The organism is Parashewanella curva, from assembly GCF_003675895.1.
Taxonomy (GTDB): domain Bacteria; phylum Pseudomonadota; class Gammaproteobacteria; order Enterobacterales; family Shewanellaceae; genus Parashewanella; species Parashewanella curva.
This window is the reverse complement of the sequence record NZ_ML014768.1, coordinates 1-17,198: the sequence shown is the minus strand read 5'-3', so window position 1 is coordinate 17,198 and position 17,198 is coordinate 1. Positions and strand designations below refer to the sequence as shown.

Annotated in this window: 11 protein-coding genes; 8 read left to right on the top strand and 3 right to left on the bottom strand. The window is 40.9% G+C overall.

All coding sequences use genetic code 11. The features are described 5' to 3' along the window. Window positions 1-104 precede the first annotated feature (104 nt). A complete protein-coding gene (locus D5018_RS07945; RefSeq protein ID WP_121838477.1) occupies window positions 105-1,046 on the top strand; it encodes a Dyp-type peroxidase in 942 nt (313 codons plus the stop codon). Between the two features lie 17 nt (window positions 1,047-1,063). Here the strand turns inward: D5018_RS07945 and D5018_RS07940 are convergent, their stop codons facing one another. The 3 genes from D5018_RS07940 to argR form a co-directional block, all read right to left on the bottom strand. Continuing rightward, window positions 1,064-2,563 carry a hypothetical protein gene (locus D5018_RS07940; RefSeq protein WP_121838476.1) on the bottom strand — a complete coding sequence of 500 codons (1,500 nt, stop codon included), beginning with the start codon at window positions 2,561-2,563 and terminating at the stop codon, window positions 1,064-1,066. A 108-nt stretch (window positions 2,564-2,671) separates the two neighbouring features. Continuing rightward, window positions 2,672-3,217 carry a hypothetical protein gene (locus D5018_RS07935; RefSeq protein ID WP_121838475.1) on the bottom strand — a complete coding sequence of 182 codons (546 nt, stop codon included), beginning with the start codon at window positions 3,215-3,217 and terminating at the stop codon, window positions 2,672-2,674. Window positions 3,218-3,366: 149 nt separating this feature from the next. Next, window positions 3,367-3,837, bottom strand: a complete 471-nt coding sequence (gene argR / locus D5018_RS07930; RefSeq protein ID WP_121838474.1) for a transcriptional regulator ArgR — start codon at window positions 3,835-3,837, stop codon at window positions 3,367-3,369. A gap of 317 nt (window positions 3,838-4,154) precedes the next feature. Between argR and mdh the strand changes: the two genes are divergently transcribed. The 7 genes from mdh (at window position 4,155) to D5018_RS07895 (ending at window position 16,990) form a co-directional block, all read left to right on the top strand. Then, window positions 4,155-5,090: a malate dehydrogenase gene (gene mdh / locus D5018_RS07925; protein ID WP_121838473.1), complete on the top strand. Its 936-nt coding sequence runs from the start codon at window positions 4,155-4,157 to the stop codon at window positions 5,088-5,090. A gap of 226 nt (window positions 5,091-5,316) precedes the next feature. Next, window positions 5,317-5,751 (top strand): hypothetical protein, encoded by a 435-nt coding sequence (locus tag D5018_RS07920; RefSeq protein ID WP_121838472.1) that lies wholly within the window; start codon window positions 5,317-5,319, stop codon window positions 5,749-5,751. Window positions 5,752-5,979: 228 nt separating this feature from the next. Then, the gene (locus tag D5018_RS07915; RefSeq protein ID WP_121838471.1) at window positions 5,980-6,396 is read left to right on the top strand and encodes a hypothetical protein; all 417 of its coding nucleotides are present in this window, start codon (window positions 5,980-5,982) and stop codon (window positions 6,394-6,396) included. A 255-nt stretch (window positions 6,397-6,651) separates the two neighbouring features. Next, window positions 6,652-7,092 (top strand): hypothetical protein, encoded by a 441-nt coding sequence (locus D5018_RS07910; protein WP_121838470.1) that lies wholly within the window; start codon window positions 6,652-6,654, stop codon window positions 7,090-7,092. 264 nt (window positions 7,093-7,356) lie between these two features. Next, complete coding sequence (gene carA / locus D5018_RS07905; RefSeq protein WP_121838531.1) at window positions 7,357-8,499, top strand: glutamine-hydrolyzing carbamoyl-phosphate synthase small subunit; 1,143 nt, start codon at window positions 7,357-7,359, stop codon at window positions 8,497-8,499. An 18-nt stretch (window positions 8,500-8,517) separates the two neighbouring features. After that, on the top strand, window positions 8,518-11,733 hold the full coding sequence (gene carB, locus D5018_RS07900) for a carbamoyl-phosphate synthase large subunit (RefSeq protein WP_121838469.1): 3,216 nt from the start codon (window positions 8,518-8,520) through the stop codon (window positions 11,731-11,733). A gap of 115 nt (window positions 11,734-11,848) precedes the next feature. After that, window positions 11,849-16,990 carry a SidE phosphodiesterase domain-containing protein gene (locus D5018_RS07895; protein WP_121838468.1) on the top strand — a complete coding sequence of 1,714 codons (5,142 nt, stop codon included), beginning with the start codon at window positions 11,849-11,851 and terminating at the stop codon, window positions 16,988-16,990. The last annotated feature ends 208 nt before the right edge of the window (window positions 16,991-17,198 follow it).

Genomic DNA, 17,198 nt, shown 5'->3' with positions numbered 1-17,198 from the left:
GAATTTTTAAACAACATACAATGATCCTAAATTTCTATTTTTTGTAGATAAATCGTGAACTAATTTACAGATTTGTTTACCATGACTGCATCGGGGAGCAACGAATGGAAATAGACATAATGCCAAGGGAGCAACTAGGTATTTGTGCTGAAGGAAACCTGCATAGCATTTATTTGATGTATAACGCAGAAGATAATGTAGAAGCTCAACTTAGACCATGCTTAGCGTCGGTTGCCCAGTATTTATATGAGCTCACTGATCAATATGCCGATAGTGCTTTTAATGGGTTTTTAGCTATAGGCGCAAATTATTGGGATACGCTTTACCCTGATGAAAGACCAGCACTTTTACGTCCTTTCCCAGCTGTTCAACACCATGATCTTTATGCTCCGGCTATTGAGTTCGATTTATTTTTCCATATTCGTTGTGACCGTTACGATGTCTTACATTTGGTGGCCAATGAAATTAATCAAATGCTAGAAGGATTAGTTGAGCTGGTGGATGAAGAGCGTGGCTTCCGCTATATGGATAGTCGCGACTTAACAGGCTTTGTTGATGGCACTGAGAACCCGAAAGGGCGTCAACGTCAAAAGGTGGCGTTAGTCGATGAAAAAGAGCCTTTATTTCAATCAGGCAGTTATGTGCATGTTCAAAAATACGCCCATAAGCTCAAAACATGGCACGGCTTAGCCCAAAAAGAACAAGAAGACATTATCGGCCGTACTAAACAAGATGATGTTGAGTATGCTGCACACGAAAAGCTACCGAGTAGTCATATAAAGCGGGTGAATTTAAAAGATGAGCATGGCAATAGTAAGGAAATCCTGAGACAAAGTATGCCTTATGGTTCATTGCGTCAACAAGGCTTGATGTTCATTTCAGTATGTAAAACACCAACTCACTTTGAAGCCATGCTTCATAGCATGGTTAAAGGAGACGAGCATGGTCAAAGTGATAGGCTAATGCAATTTACTCAAGCGCTGACAGGGTCATCATTTTTTGCCCCATCGTTAGATTTTTTGTTAGGTGCTGCAGGAGAAAGGTAAGTTTGTTGCTCCTGTTTTTAAGATGAAGTATTCTTTGAATTGGAGGAATTTAAACTGCTACTCGTGTCTTCAGGTAGATATCGAAACCTATTTGGGCTGGTCAAAGTATTAACAAAGGTTTTGTTGAATTTCTCCATGGAGAATTTTGCCAATTTGAGTCTTAAGTGACTCCCCCAATTTGGATCTGCTATAAATTGTAAAACATTATGACCCCTCGTCATGACATGGTATTCAAATAAAAGTTTGGCAAATTCAAAAGGTATCCCAAGGGAGTCGATATCGTCCTTTGAGCTGTTAGCAAATATTGTCTGGAAATTAAACTCAAGGCAATTATCATTCAACCCTAAATTAGGAAGAAAGACATTTTCTGCTAGCCCAGTGCTAATAGCTTTATCAAACTTGTCCGGTTCGAGTGTCGCTGTATAGGCTCGTATCAGCGGCTTCATTGGGATTTTCCACTGATTTATTGCATCGATTAACTCATCTATAGACGCAAGAGCTCTTTGTGCAGCGAAGCAAGTGATGACAAATTCCCGAACCACTTTGTATTTTGGAGTTATGTTGTGTTCTGAAACAAAGCTCTCATGCTCTTTATCACCAAATAAAAGCCACTTGGCTTCTGAAAAATGTTTTGTTTTAGCGCATAGTCTCAATAGGTTTAAACAAGTTTCGGTATTAGGTGTGTGGTTTCCGAGCGTTATCATTAGGCTATTGTTTGTAATTGCTTCCCATACAAATCTCCACTCTTTAGTGGCTACACAAACCAAAATAAAAGTGTTGATATGTTTGATATTGACAGAAATCCCCCAGCTGGTAAGCAAACTTTCTTCACCGTTTCTGTCAATGAGTATTTGTTTTGCTCTTTCTAAATCTTGGGTGAGTGCGCATGCTTTGAGGAATAAAGTAATCGTTTTAGGTGAGTATCTAAGGCGATCGCCTTTCTCAGTTATGAATTGAGAAGGCAAGCTCATGATTAAATTAATCACTACCTGTATTTCAGTGCGATTGATCTCTTTATCATTTTTGCCTAATTTAATGCATTTTTTAAGCATTTTCTCGATCAGTAAAACGTTCCAACCTGGTGCTTGTCCTATGTTTTTTACCGCAATAATGATCTCTTTCAATTGTGCTAATGTTTCGCATTGATTAACTAGTCCACTTAGTCGCCGCTCTGTTCGCTCATTAACGACTTCCCCTTGATAAATAGAAGCCGTCAGTAAGTGAACAGAGGTTAATGCTTGATGCCTTTCATGGTAAGGATAGGGAGGCGAAAACGAGTATGTAAAGTAATTTTGAGGATAAACATTAGGTGGCTGAACATTATTAAAGTAAAGTACTTGACGAGCCTGTTGATTGGCTGCCACTCGTGTGTCATTCGCTGTAGATTGCAAGCAGACATTATAATATAAATGACCATAGTTAAAGTGGGCCGGTGCATGAGCAGGATAAAAAACTGGCGGACTACACATCTCTAAAGATGTTGAGAAAGCACCTGCTTGAGCTGGGATGAATGCCATAAGTTATTTAGTGAACTCATTTTTAAGGTTTATAACAGCTTGCGCATTTATATAAACTGCTTAAAGCCTCTGATAGCAAAGCTTTCAACTTCATGACGCCTGCTAGTTTTATTTTTGCGATAAAGTAACTTGAACATCAGGCATTCGAGCTGAATCAAGAGTAATATCATCAATACTTGCGCTTTCATTGCCATCAAAGGTCATTTTTAGTTGATAGTCTTCTAACCCAGGCCCGTTATCGCAACGGCCATTTGATATAATGAGAGAGCGGGTAGCAAGATCAATGTTTAAATCTGCAGTGCATTGAGTATGACCTAACATACGGGCTTGCCCGTTGACCCCTACCCCAAAAAAGAAGTTTAAATGACTGCTGGCTTTAGTCGCTTGAGCATCGTCGTTGGGGATATTAAAGTTAATGCGGTAATTGCCACCATTAGTATCATTTTTGATATCATTCGATGCGCTGGTCATGTAAACGTTGGTGCTTTGGTCGAGCCAAATTCCCATAGGTGATGCCGTATCATTATCAATAACAATCGAATTCACCGTTTCAATTTTACCCGGTAACGTAATTGGAATAAGTTGCTCAGCCAAGCAGGAGTAGCTTGCAAGTAATGAAATGGATGCAATTAGATATTTAATCGGTGCTTTCATTTGCTTAGATCTCTATAGAAGTTACACCGTTCACAATATAAATAGAGAGTCTGTGCAGCAAATTAAATTGCTGTTCTGTTTAGATTAGAGTCAGGATTGAATATAAAAAAGCAGAGCATGGAGCTCTGCTATATAGTGCTGAGGTTAAATTACTCTGAGTAATTAAACAAAGATTTCACCGTTTCGAGAATAGTGTCCATATCTTCAAGGTTTGCAGGGCAAATGAAGATAGTATCATCACCCGCAATAGTACCTAAAATACCTTCAGGTTTGCCGATGGAGTCAAGTAAACGAGCGATTAGCTGTGCTGCTCCGGGGCTAGTTCTAACTACGATCATAGCCGCATTATGGTCAACGTCTAGCACTAAGTTTTTAAGTGGGCTACCAGCGGTAGGTACGCCTAATTCAGCTGGAAGGCAGTAAACCATTTCTTGTTTGGCATTTCGGGTTCTCACTGCTCCAAACTTGCTAAGCATTCTAGATACTTTAGATTGGTTAATATTGGTAAAGCCTTCAGCTTGAAGGGCATTAACAATTTCGCCTTGAGAACCAAAGCGTTCTTCTTTTAATAAATTTTTGAACGCTTTTACTAATTCGTTTTGATTTTTAATAGTCATAATGATGTCTTTATTATCCGTGAAGGTATCACCAACATCCTGCTATTGATACATTCGAAGTAAACGAATTTTTGCACACTGCCAATTATAGTGTCAAACAAACTGCATAAAGCTGCATAAAAATGCATTTGTGAAAAGAGGAAACACAAGTTTACAACTTGGCTTAAACCCCTTTAGAAGTAGCGTTTTGAATTGCCAGTTGTCGTAAATATATCTAGCTGACTGTTTCACAGATTTATTGAAATTTGAGTCACATTACAGTATGGTTGCCGCACAAATTTGACCAAGATCACAAATCCTGCGAATCATCGGAGACAATTATGAAAGTTGCTGTACTAGGCGCGGCTGGCGGTATCGGCCAAGCTCTTGCCCTACTATTAAAAACTCAATTACCTTCTGGCTCAAAGCTATCTTTATATGATATCGCGCCAGTAACACCTGGGGTTGCAGTTGATTTAAGCCACATTCCAACGGACGTTGAAGTAAAAGGTTTCGCGGGTGAAGATCCTACTCCGGCACTAGAAGGTGCTGATGTGGTATTGATCTCTGCGGGTGTAGCACGTAAGCCAGGCATGGATCGTTCTGATCTATTCAACATCAACGCAGGTATTGTTCGTAGCTTAATTGAAAAAGTAGCAGTTACTTGCCCTAAAGCACTTGTTGGTGTGATCACTAACCCTGTAAATACTACAGTTGCGATTGCTGCTGAAGTTCTTAAGAAAGCTGGTGTATACGATAAAAACCGTTTGTTCGGTGTTACTACCCTTGATGTTATCCGTTCAGAAACTTTTGTTGCTGAAGCGAAAGGTCTTAAGCCTGAAGATGTATACATCAACGTGATTGGTGGCCATAGTGGTGTGACTATCCTTCCACTACTTTCTCAAATTGAAGGTGTAAGCTTTTCTGATGAAGAAGTGGCAGCTCTAACTAAGCGTATCCAAAATGCAGGTACTGAAGTTGTAGAAGCAAAAGCAGGTGGTGGCAGTGCGACTCTATCTATGGGTCAAGCGGCATGTCGTTTCGGTCTATCTCTAGTACGTGGTCTTCAAGGTGAAGAAAACGTTATCGAGTGTGCTTATGTTGACGGTGGCAGTGAACATGCTGAGTTCTTCGCTCAACCCGTTCGTTTAGGTAAGAATGGTGTAGAAGAAGTGCTTCCTTATGGTGAAGTTAGTGCATTTGAAGCAGAAGCTCGTGACTCTATGCTTGAAACCTTAAAAGGTGACATCAAAATCGGTGTTGAATTCGTAAAGTAATTTCCTGTTAGGATTTACTAAAGCGAAGCCAAGTGCTTCGCTTTTTTTATCCCACAATTCACAATTTTGTTTGTCATTCCCATGTCACTGCACTGCTACTAAGCAAACAAGGTTAAAGTGTTTTGTGAGGTTAAAGTAACTTTAATTTAACTTTCATTGGGTTAGGCTGGTTTTTTTGTGTTCAAAAATTAAACTGTCATTAAAGTCATTTCTGGAATTTAACATTATGCCAGTAGGTAACCCAGCAGAGAGCAATCTATCACCATTGAATGAGCGAGTATCTAGAACTTATGAAAGCACTTTGAATCAGAAAGATGCCCCTCAAACGTTAAATCTTGGTACCTCGTTTTGTTACCTTGTGAAAAAAGGAGCCTGCCTTTTTGTTCCTAGGTGCTATGAAAATGCCCAATACTTTCAAGGGTTCGGAGCTGGTTGTGGAGCTGTTTTAGGAGCAATAGCTGGCGGGGTTGCCGTAGTAAGTGGAGTGTGGACTGCGGTTCCGACTATGGCCACTGGAGCTGTATTATATTATGGCGCTCTAGGTGCTGCAGGTGGTGCAGCAGTAGGTGCGGGTACAGGCTATGGCACAGGGGTCGTTGCTGGTAACTGTTGCACTAAAGCACCAGATGATGTCGAAGCACAGCGTTTAATCAAAAAGTAATTTTACTCTTCTGGTTAAAATTATTTAAAGCGAAGCCAAGAGCTTTGTTTTTTGTGGATGGAATTTGTTAAGTAAACTTTGTTTAACGTCATATTAATTGAATAAGGATATGACTATAAAGGCTAAGTATCTATAATTAATAGCTTAAATAAAACTCCAAAACTAACTCTGAACAATTTATAGAGTTATTAGGATTATTTGAAGTAATGATAAAGATGAAGAGGTTGTATGGGAGCTGATAAATCGATTACCGTTGGTTCACCACAAAAAACATACCAAACTCTAGAAGAAAAGAAACCTCAAACCTCTTCGCCAAGTCAACTTTTTAGTTGTAATGGAATCACATACTTGTTAACTCCTCGATGTGAAAAGCAAGGCGTTGGAAAGTGTGCTTGTATCACAGGAGTTATCACTTTTTTTGTATGCACTGTGGCTATAGCTGCCCCAATATGTGCAACACAGTTGCCAAACAGTTATCCTGTTTGTCCTGCGCTTATTGAAGCTGTTGCGGAGATTGCTGGAGGAGGAGTTGTTGGAGCGGCTGGAGGTGTCCTTGCTGGTTATATTGTTAGCATTGTTCCAAACTTTGAAAATGCAAATTCTGAAGGGCAAGCACCTAAGCCACAAAAAATGCTTCATAAATAACTTCTTTTTGGTTTGATTCTCTACGTCACGTGGATGCCGTTCAAAATACCCATTACCTTATAGGTTGAGCTTACAACTGCATTCATCGTCGAAAATAATTGATTAGTTTCGCGCCTCATAGCTCTGTTTAGGATTTTATCTCATCTTTCCAAAACTAAACTTTTGTTAATCAATGTTTAATGATCTTTAGCAGTTTTTTTACCTTTCAATCACTAACATTACTGTTCTCATTTAATCGATAGTTAAGGTAGTAGAATGGCTGGCGGGACAATAAATTCAGTAAGTTCGGACAGTCGAGAATTCCGAACTTCGACAGAACAATCTTTGTTACTTAGAAAGCTTGATGCTCAAGGAAATGGCCAAGGACAACTTAGAGTCGGTAAATGTGTATATGAAGTAGTAGTAAAAGCGGGGCGTTTTTTCATACCTAAATGTGATGAGCGTACAGGCTATGCAGCTGCTACGGGAATGGTATGTTTTGGTTTGCCGAGCGATGCGGCGGCTACGTTAGCCGTTCTCTCAAGCCATCAGTCAATAACTGGCTTATGTTTAAGCTGTGGTGGTGGAGTTGGAGGGGGCATTCTTGGTGGAGTGTTGGGGGCATATACTTGTGTGATGGTTTACGATAAATGTCGAAGTAATAGATGTCGTAACTATTTTAGTTCTCCAACACAGCTAAGGTTAGCTCGGGAATAATTTTTTAAACTAGGTCGTTACTCTTTGTTCTCTAAAAAGAAACTAGCGTTTGTAAAATATCTTCTCGCTTTTATCTGTATGATAATTAAAGCTTTTGTTGTTTTTCAAGGTTCTTTCCTTTAATTCCATTTTTGTAGACGAGATCACGTTTCTCATGTAAAATCTGCGCAATTTGCCAAAATTTCATGAAATGTGAATTTTGTGCAAGGAGTTGATAATTAAAAAATCATAACTTTCAATAGCTTGGCTCTTTCGGAGGTCGTGTTGACACAGTCTGCCTTACTCGTACTCGAAGATGGGACGGTTTTTAAAGGTACCGCAATTGGTGCCACTGGTTCAGCCGTCGGAGAAGTTGTTTTTAATACTTCGATGACAGGATACCAAGAAATATTAACTGACCCCTCTTATTCTCGTCAAATCGTCACTCTTACTTACCCCCACATTGGAAATACCGGCACTAATTCAGAAGATACAGAATCCGATAGCATTCACGCCACTGGCCTAATCATTCGTGACCTTCCTCTTGTAGCCAGTAACTTCCGTAACCAACAATCTCTCAGTGATTACCTTAAAAGCAATAACGTCGTAGGCATAGCCGATATTGATACGCGCAAGCTAACTCGTATTCTTCGAAAAAAAGGTTCACAAGCAGGTTGTATTCTAGTGGGTGATGATAGTGAAAAAGCTCTAGCGGAAGCGAAAGCGTTCCCAGGGTTAAAAGGCATGGATTTAGCCAAAGAAGTAACTACTGATTCAACTTATCAATGGCGCAGTGGAAGTTGGCGCTTGGTGGGAGGATTACCAAGTGATACCCCTGAATCAGATCTCAAATATAAAGTCGTTGCCTACGACTACGGTGTAAAGCGCAACATTTTGAGAATGTTGGTTGATCGTGGCTGTGATGTAACCGTTGTACCTGCAAAAACACCGGCCAGTGAAGTATTAGCCATGAATCCTGATGGTGTGTTCCTATCAAATGGTCCGGGCGATCCTGAGCCATGCGATTACGCCATTGAAGCGATTCAAGAAATCTTAAAAACCGAAATCCCAGTATTCGGAATTTGCTTAGGCCATCAATTATTGGCGTTAGCCTCTGGCGCGAAAACTTCAAAAATGAAGTTTGGCCATCACGGTGCTAACCATCCAGTGGGTGATACCGAGAAAGGCACAGTAATGATCACCAGTCAAAACCACGGGTTTGCTGCTGATGAAGCCAGTTTGCCAAGCAATATTAAAGTGACTCACAAATCATTATTTGATGGTTCACTGCAAGGCATTCACTTAACGGATAAACCTGCATTTAGCTTCCAAGGTCACCCTGAAGCCAGTCCAGGACCGCATGATTGCGCACCTTTGTTCGATCACTTTATCGAACTGATTGAAAACCACCTTCAACAAAAGCTGTAACTCTGGGGTAGCCGAGAAATGCCAAAACGTACAGACATAAAAAGTATCTTAATTTTGGGTGCGGGACCGATCGTCATCGGTCAGGCGTGTGAATTTGATTATTCAGGCGCACAAGCTTGTAAAGCATTACGAGAAGAAGGCTACCGAGTCATTCTGGTGAACTCTAATCCAGCCACCATTATGACCGATCCTGAAATGGCCGATGCGACGTACATCGAGCCAATCCACTGGGAAGTGGTTCGCAATATTATTGCCAAAGAAAGACCTGATGCCGTTTTACCAACCATGGGTGGTCAAACGGCTCTGAACTGTGCGCTTGAGTTAGAAGCAAAGGGCGTACTTGAAGAATTTAACGTTGAAATGATCGGCGCTACCGCTGATGCGATCGATAAGGCAGAAGATCGCAGCCGTTTCGACAAAGCCATGAAGAGCATTGGTTTAGAATGTCCTCGTGCAGATATCGCTCATACCATGGATGAAGCCTATCAAGTGCTTGAGCAAGTGGGCTTTCCTTGTATCATCCGTCCTTCATTTACTATGGGCGGCACGGGTGGCGGTATTGCTTATAACCGTGAAGAATTTGAAGAGATCTGCTCAAAAGGTTTCGAACTGTCACCAACCAATGAACTACTGATCGATGAATCACTCATCGGCTGGAAAGAGTACGAAATGGAAGTGGTTCGTGACCGCAACGATAACTGTATTATCGTTTGTGCGATTGAAAACTTCGATCCAATGGGGGTTCACACGGGTGATTCTATCACGGTTGCACCAGCTCAAACGCTGACGGATAAAGAATACCAATTGATGCGTAATGCATCACTTGCAGTACTTCGTGAAATTGGCGTTGAAACCGGCGGTTCAAACGTACAGTTTGGTATCAATCCGAAAGACGGTCGTATGGTGATCATCGAGATGAACCCTCGTGTATCTCGTTCATCAGCGCTAGCCTCTAAAGCCACAGGTTTCCCGATTGCTAAAATCGCCGCTAAGTTAGCCGTAGGCTTTACGTTAGATGAGCTTTCAAACGACATTACCGGTGGTCGCACACCAGCGTCATTTGAGCCATCAATTGATTACGTTGTGACTAAGATCCCTCGTTTCAACTTTGAAAAATTTGCTGGAGCGAATGACCGCCTTACAACTCAGATGAAGTCTGTCGGTGAAGTGATGGCGATTGGTCGTACGCTGCAAGAGTCGATGCAAAAAGCGCTACGTGGGTTAGAAGTGGGTAAAAATGGCTTCGATCCAATTATTGATTTAGATGATAAAAACGCCATTTCTAAAATTCGTCACGAATTGCAAGAGCCGGGCGCTGAGCGTATCTGGTATGTGGCTGATGCGTTCCGTATTGGTTTATCAGTTGATGCTATCTATAAACTTACAGGTATTGACCACTGGTTCTTGGTGCAAATTGAAGAACTGATCAAGCTTGAATCTGAACTTCAAGACATGTCAGTGACTGAGCTGGATGAAACCTTCTTGCGTAAATTAAAGCGTAAAGGTTTTGCTGATGCGCGCATTGCTGAGTTGCTAAGAGTTTCTGATAACGATATTCGCGTGCTACGTAATCGTTTAGGTGTACTGCCAGTTTACAAACGTGTTGATACTTGTGCGGCTGAGTTTGCAACTGATACCGCTTACATGTACTCAACCTATGAAGAAGAGTGTGAAGCGAATCCATCTGATCGTGAAAAGATCATGGTATTAGGTGGTGGTCCGAACCGTATTGGTCAAGGTATCGAGTTCGATTACTGCTGTGTTCATGCAGCACTTGCCATGCGCGAAGACGGTTACGAAACCATTATGGTGAACTGTAACCCTGAAACCGTATCAACGGACTATGACACATCTGATCGTTTGTACTTCGAGCCAGTAACGCTGGAAGACGTATTGGAAATCGTGCGTGTTGAAAATCCAAAAGGGGTGATTGTTCAGTACGGTGGCCAAACGCCACTTAAATTGGCGAAAGCGTTAGAAGAAGCAGGCGTACCCATCATTGGTACTAGCCCTGATGCGATTGACCGCGCTGAAGACCGTGAGCGTTTCCAAGAAACCATTAAAAATCTAGGTCTTAAGCAGCCTGAAAATGACACGGTAACCACAGTTGAAGCCGCAGTTCATGCCGCTGAGCGTATCGGTTATCCGCTAGTGGTTCGTCCATCTTATGTTTTGGGTGGTCGTGCAATGGAAATCGTATACGACCAAGACGATTTACTTCGTTATTTTAACGAAGCGGTGCGTGTATCCAATGACTCGCCAGTACTGTTAGATTACTTCTTAGATAACGCGATTGAAGTGGATATCGACGCTGTATCAGACGGTAAAGATGTGGTTGTTGGCGCTATAATGGAGCACATCGAACAAGCAGGTGTTCACTCTGGTGACTCAGGTTGTTCATTACCGCCGTACAGCTTGAGTCAAGAAATCCAAGCGCAAATGCGCGAGTATGTTCGTAAACTTGCATTGGAACTAGGCGTAGTGGGTCTTATGAACGTACAGTTTGCGGTTAAAGATAACGAAATCTACATGATTGAAGTTAACCCGCGTGCTGCTCGTACTGTGCCGTTTGTGTCTAAAGCAACGGGTGTTCCGTTAGCGAAAATCGCTGCACGAGTGATGGCTGGTCAATCTTTAGAATCGCAAGGTTTTACTAAGGAAGTGATCCCAAGCATGTACTCGGTGAAAGAAGTCGTGCTGCCATTTAACAAGTTCCCAGGTGTTGACCCGCTGCTAGGGCCAGAGATGCGCTCAACCGGTGAAGTGATGGGGACGGGCGAAACCTTTGCTGAAGCTTATGCAAAAGCCTGTTTAGGGGCGACGTCTGATGTCCCTAAGTCTGGTCGTGCGCTGCTGTCTGTTCGTAACAGTGATAAAGAGCGTGTCGTTGAGCTTGCAGCTCAGCTTATTAAACTGGGGTACGAGCTAGATGCGACTCACGGAACAGCCGTAGTACTGGGTGAAGCTGGTATTAACCCTCGCCTAGTGAACAAAGTACATGAAGGTCGTCCGCACATTCTTGACCGTATTAAGAATGGTGAGTACAGCTACATGGTAAACACCACAGAAGGTCGTCAAGCGATTGAAGATTCTCGTCAGTTACGCCGTGCAGCACTTCGCCATAAAGTGAACTACACCACAACTCTGAATGCCGCGTTTGCAGCATGTATTTCACATGCAGTTAATGAGCGCGAGACGGTTCGTTCGGTACAAGAAATTCACAAAAATATCTAAATTAGAAAAACCTAACAAATGTTAAAAAAGTCGCAAAAATGCGGCTTTTTTGTTTTTTTATAAGAGAGAAAATTAACAATGATTAATTGGAGGCAATTACACCGTATAAAATAAAATGCAAATTACTCTAAACCAGATTAATGGTATTTCTTTGTTTAGCCTTCCTTCATTACTCACTAATATTTCAATTCTTTCCGACCATGATTTGGATGAGATCACGCAGGTATGCCAACACGTGACGTGCAATGACAAATCAAAACTTAGAGATAGCTTACTCAAGCTTAATCAGGCTGAAAGCATTGAAGGTATAGTATTGCATTTTCGACGTGTTTTTTGGGGAGTGTCCCCTGCCGATAGGCCTAAGTTTAAGGTTAAAATGACAGACATTATGAGTGATGAGACCCTGTCATATGGTGGTAAAAAGATAGCTATAACATTTTGTCACGATGAGCAAGAATTTCCAATAAAAGATGATTTTGTAAATGCCTTACCAACAGTTAGAGATCAAGAACTGATTTCAGAATTAGTGTCATTAAGTAATATGGAGCGAAGCGGGCTGCGTGAACATTCTAGTTTAGGTCCTCTTAGAGTTAAGAATGATGTGCGAAAACGACTTCGACATTCAGCATTTTTTCACTCAAAAACACTTAAACAAGATAATCCACCGAAACGAACCCATAGTGTTAGAGGGTATGCTGCAACTTCACGCTCACCAGTAACAAAAATAAGTAAAAATGAAGCTGGGGGGGAGAATACTAGCCCTTTAAGTGAACGCTTTTTTGAAGAGTGTCAGGCTGTTACTGAACGTTACTTATTGACGGATTATTCTGGTGTACGTGTTCCGAAAGATAAGATTGCACGAGATTTCCATGGCGCTATGCACGCAACGCGTGTGGCGCTGTGGGTAGTTGTTTTACTTTCGATTCGGAAGCAATTGCGTGACAAAGAAGCCTTGGCTTTTCCAAGTGAACAATTGCCTTATTTAATGAAAGCAGCATTACTCCATGACTCGGGGCGAAAGGGGGATGGTGATGATCGGCCTGAATGGGAAGCCCAAAGCGGAGAAAACTGCCAGCAACATTTATTGATGTTAGGGCGAGACTCTCAACTGGCTGCGGTTTGCAAAGATGCGATTATTAATAAAGATGCCAAAAATGATAAAACAAAATCATTGTTTGCTAAATTGGTACACGATGCAGACTGTCTTGATGTGATGCGTTGTCGAGGCTCTTTTGAGTTTGACCGACTAGACATCGTGCAAGATTTGGGAGGAACACAGCAAGGGACTGAATTAATATATCAAATGACGCAGCAGGTCAATGTCGTCATTGCCTTACAGCAGCGTCAGAAACCAATTCCTATTATTAATACAGGCAGTGTCGCTATACCGGCGCAGCCACATAAGCTGATACTAATCACTGAACCGTTTAAACATAAAGACGTTGAATTTGCGCCGAATTGTCTTTGGTTTCAGATTAACTGGCTGAAGCAGCATTCTCCTGAGTTATATCAACTATTTGAAAAAGAAGTGGGTGCCTTACCTACAACTTTACCAAGTGTGGCCTCTACATCCCAAGCTGTAACTCATCAAGTCGTTTTGCATTATGATTCTGCTCGTAATCAAATGTTAATGACTAAACTTGCCAAGTTAATGGGAGTATCGGTACCCGAGAGTGAGCTGATTGCCACTGATGAAGGTTTTGTTATTGCGACTGAAACTATTGAACCTAAACCTTCACCCAAAGTAAAAGAGTTTTCACCAGAAGAAAGGGCTAAGTTCTACGTTGTGACTGCCTTATTAGGAAATAATAACAGCATAGGTGTTGATGGTTGCCATTTAACCAAAACCCAAGAAGGCAAGTTAATGGCACTCAATTGGGCGCATGCGGGCGAATACGGTTTTCTGACTAAGACAGAACGAAAAGTGGATGCTTTTGATGCCACAGTTTATGAATTAGAGGCTTTTCTAACACCAGATTCTAACGCTGCAACACCGTTAGGTAAAGCTTCAACGGAAGCTTTGCAAACTCAACATACCCAATGGTTTAGTGATTTAACACAATCACAAATTCATCAAGCCACAAGAGAACTGCTTGATATCCCAAGACACGAAATAGCTTATCTTGTGGAATGCTATGGACCAGATAAGCCGTTTGACCGAGTGAGGTTGATGAAGATTATCGAGCAAAGGCGAGCTTATATTGCTCGGCGTTTTCCTAAGGCTTGTTCTTCTACAGTGACGGAAGCGGAGCAAGGGGCAATAGAAGCCAGCGGGGTAATGGGTTATGCCATGCCAGCCAAGCACCAGCAAATTACCGATGCTGACTTACGTATTTATCAAACCTATGATGAAAACCATCGACTTCATACAGAATGCTGGATTACATTAACGCCTGAAGCTCAAGAATTAGTTGTTGAAAATTTGGGGTTAACTTGTCAAACGAATGAGTTATGGTTTCAACTGATTGCCTATTTTAAGTATCGAAAGCAGCTTTCAGAAAATAAAACAGAAAGAGAATATAGCGATATTTTGGAGCCTATTGGTATTGAGAGAATTACTGATATTGTGTGTGAGCAATCCGCTCTCGAAAGTAGGCTCGATGATATTGAGTGTGAGCAATCCGCGCTCGAAAGTAGGCTCTCTAATATTGAGAGTGATCTTTATCAAAAATGTGAGCGACAAAAGCAAGCTTATTGTGAGAATGAGCGTTATGTAGAGTGTTCTGGGGCTAATAAATTAACAATAATTGAAGCCGTTAAGTTACTTGAATCGATACAAACAGTGTTGAGAAAACAAGCTTCTGTTGCTGTTGAAGAACAAATAATAAATAGAGTGAATGATAAGTTACTTCTTCAATTACCCACCCTGTCTCCATCTACCGTAAATGAAATAGGGCGTTCAGAAAAAAATGATTTTCCAACATGCACTTATCGCTATGGCCGGGCGATGCAGAAAAAAGATAACTTCTGTTCTGATGTTCCTAATGAATTCTGGGTGAGCCTGCATAGAAAAAATAACAGCACCTTTAGGATAGAGGGGAAATTTTTAGATGGCGATGCCAACCAGTTTTCATCGTTAAGTGGAGTCGTACATTTAAGAGTTGAAGGAGGGAGTCGACATCATACGCAGGTTTTACTTGATGAGTTAAGCAGAATAGGCGTTAACATTCAAAGGCCACAATATAATGACATACAAAATCAATATGTGGACTCACTTTTAGGTTGTTACGGTTTGCAAACTGAGCTCAAAGTTACTTTGGAACGGGAGGGTAAATTAACTGATAAAGAAGATTTTCTTCGTAAACGATTAGAGTGGGAAGAGCATCCATGCTGGCGCTCACATCACCAAATTGTAAACGGACAATTGGTATTTTATCGACCAGATGATAAACATCCTGTCGAAACAGCATCATCGATAGTGACTCATGATCTAAATTACAACGGTCTATTGTCTGAAGCGGCTTTGCAAAATATTTTTCATTCTGGTGGGTTCTTGTTGCCATTTATTGAAAAGTTGAGAATAGGCGGGATTTCTGAAGTAAAAGATAGAGGGCTTTCATGTACTACATCTGAGGATGGGAGGCGAGTATATTTTGCACTAAAAAGTGAGCTTGGCTCTTATGGGGTAAAATTAAAACCGGAATTGTTGCGACGAACAGATTTAAGATTATTCCACAATGTACTAACAAATAAGAACACTCCATTTTATGAAGAATATTATGCTATGTGGTTTAGAGATAAGGCATGGGAAATACTTCAGAGTAATAACAATAATGAGCTTACCTTGCCTTGCATCCCCTTCATGGAAGTTGAAGGTATTGGTGAAAAGCTTAGAGCAGACATCACCGAAAATTCTCTAGATCCTATATTGGGAAAGGAAAAACTACAGCAATCATTATCGGTTTGGTATGACGGTAACGAAAGCCGAGCAATATTTAATAACCCAAAGCAAAGTAATAGCACAAATTTTGAAGTCAAATCAGTACGCTTAGATAACCTAAGTCATGTGTCTTCCCTTAGTAATATCTCTTTTTCCTCATGTAGTGTCTCTTATGAATTCTTAGCCTTGGGAGCTGCAGTCGGGTGCAGGTTTCATAGGTGTACTTTCTTTTCAACAAAATCCAACGCGGAACAAAAAATAACCCAAGTAGTTTCCATCACTAACTGCAGGTTTGAACAATGTATATTTAACCCCTGTGGCATGAAACATATTCAATTTATTGATTGCGTATTTTCTAAGAATCAAATTGGGGGAAATGTTGGGTTTGAATATGAAGCAATCTGTCAATCAAGATTTGATAGAATAGAAAATGAATACTCTGAAGAATATTACTATTCACTATATTGGCTGCTTTCATTAATAATATCTAAATTCAATAAAGGCATAGCAGTACCATCATCCGTTTTTAAGTTAGGAGCTCCGTTTGACCCTCTAAATGTTGAAGGCGTTATAAAGAGCGGCAATGATAATGGAAGTTTAGAAGAAGCTAGATTAACCATCGACACAATAGAAGCGTTAGAAAGAGTTGGGGGGCTTGAGATAAGGCCTTCAGTAATAAAAGATAGCGCACTGGTATCGTCGATCATGCATGAATTAAGAGTCAACCGATCTTATCAGGTGCCTAAAGTATTAGTCAGTATGCTTAAAAGGTCTTTTTCTGGATACTCTCTACATCTCAATGCAAATGTAAATGACTTACTCTTGATGAGGGCTTTTGCTGACAATGTTAACGCTGAGTCTACATGGACATCATTTCTGCGCGCTAATCCATTGATATTAAAAGATGGAATGGAAGTATGTTGGGACGATATCGAATATTCATTTAGTGAAATTTTAAATTTTTCTTGTTCACAAGCTCATAGGTTTAGTCCTAAAGCCGACTTTGATGACAAGGTGCATAATGAGCGATTTATTAGATACTTGGCTAGGGAGTTTGAATTTCAGGAAAGCAACCAAAAGAAAAAGCTGGATCGACTTTTTGAAATGACACATGAAATGAGTCGCTTTAATTTTCGTGATGCCATATGGTTTCAGCTTGCTGAAACATTCATTGCAGAACCCATTAAATATGATGAGCATGTACGTATCGCGTTCTTAGCGAAAGTACTTGTAAACAAAGAATTAGATAAGCAGCAATTTATAAATGCTTGTAATCAAGGGTTGCCTTTAAGTGAACAACAGAAACTTGAATGGATGACTCTTTTTAAAGAGAGTTATCCTCACAGTGAGCTAGAATTTTTTTCTTTGTCTTCATAGTGGGTCGTTCCCGATTAAAGGATTTTTGATTTGTTACTGCTTAAAATTTGCAAAATTAAGACACGAAGAATGAAATTTAGTTGATGAAACTCATCGCTCCGTCTAATCGGTGAAGCCGTAAGTGGAACTGAAAAGAATGAAGAGTGACAAGCGTATCAGGCGTAGAAAGAAGGACGAGTCTTGACGGAAAACCATCAGTTGCTTGAGC

Coding starts and splice junctions, on each gene's coding strand:
- carB (WP_121838469.1), top strand. CDS start 8,518: ATGCCAAAACGTACAGACATAAAAAGTATCTTAATTTTGGGTGCGGGA.
- D5018_RS07945 (WP_121838477.1), top strand. CDS start 105: ATGGAAATAGACATAATGCCAAGGGAGCAACTAGGTATTTGTGCTGAA.
- D5018_RS07940 (WP_121838476.1), bottom strand. CDS start 2,563: ATGGCATTCATCCCAGCTCAAGCAGGTGCTTTCTCAACATCTTTAGAG.
- D5018_RS07915 (WP_121838471.1), top strand. CDS start 5,980: ATGGGAGCTGATAAATCGATTACCGTTGGTTCACCACAAAAAACATAC.
- D5018_RS07920 (WP_121838472.1), top strand. CDS start 5,317: ATGCCAGTAGGTAACCCAGCAGAGAGCAATCTATCACCATTGAATGAG.
- D5018_RS07895 (WP_121838468.1), top strand. CDS start 11,849: ATGCAAATTACTCTAAACCAGATTAATGGTATTTCTTTGTTTAGCCTT.
- mdh (WP_121838473.1), top strand. CDS start 4,155: ATGAAAGTTGCTGTACTAGGCGCGGCTGGCGGTATCGGCCAAGCTCTT.
- D5018_RS07935 (WP_121838475.1), bottom strand. CDS start 3,217: ATGAAAGCACCGATTAAATATCTAATTGCATCCATTTCATTACTTGCA.
- D5018_RS07910 (WP_121838470.1), top strand. CDS start 6,652: ATGGCTGGCGGGACAATAAATTCAGTAAGTTCGGACAGTCGAGAATTC.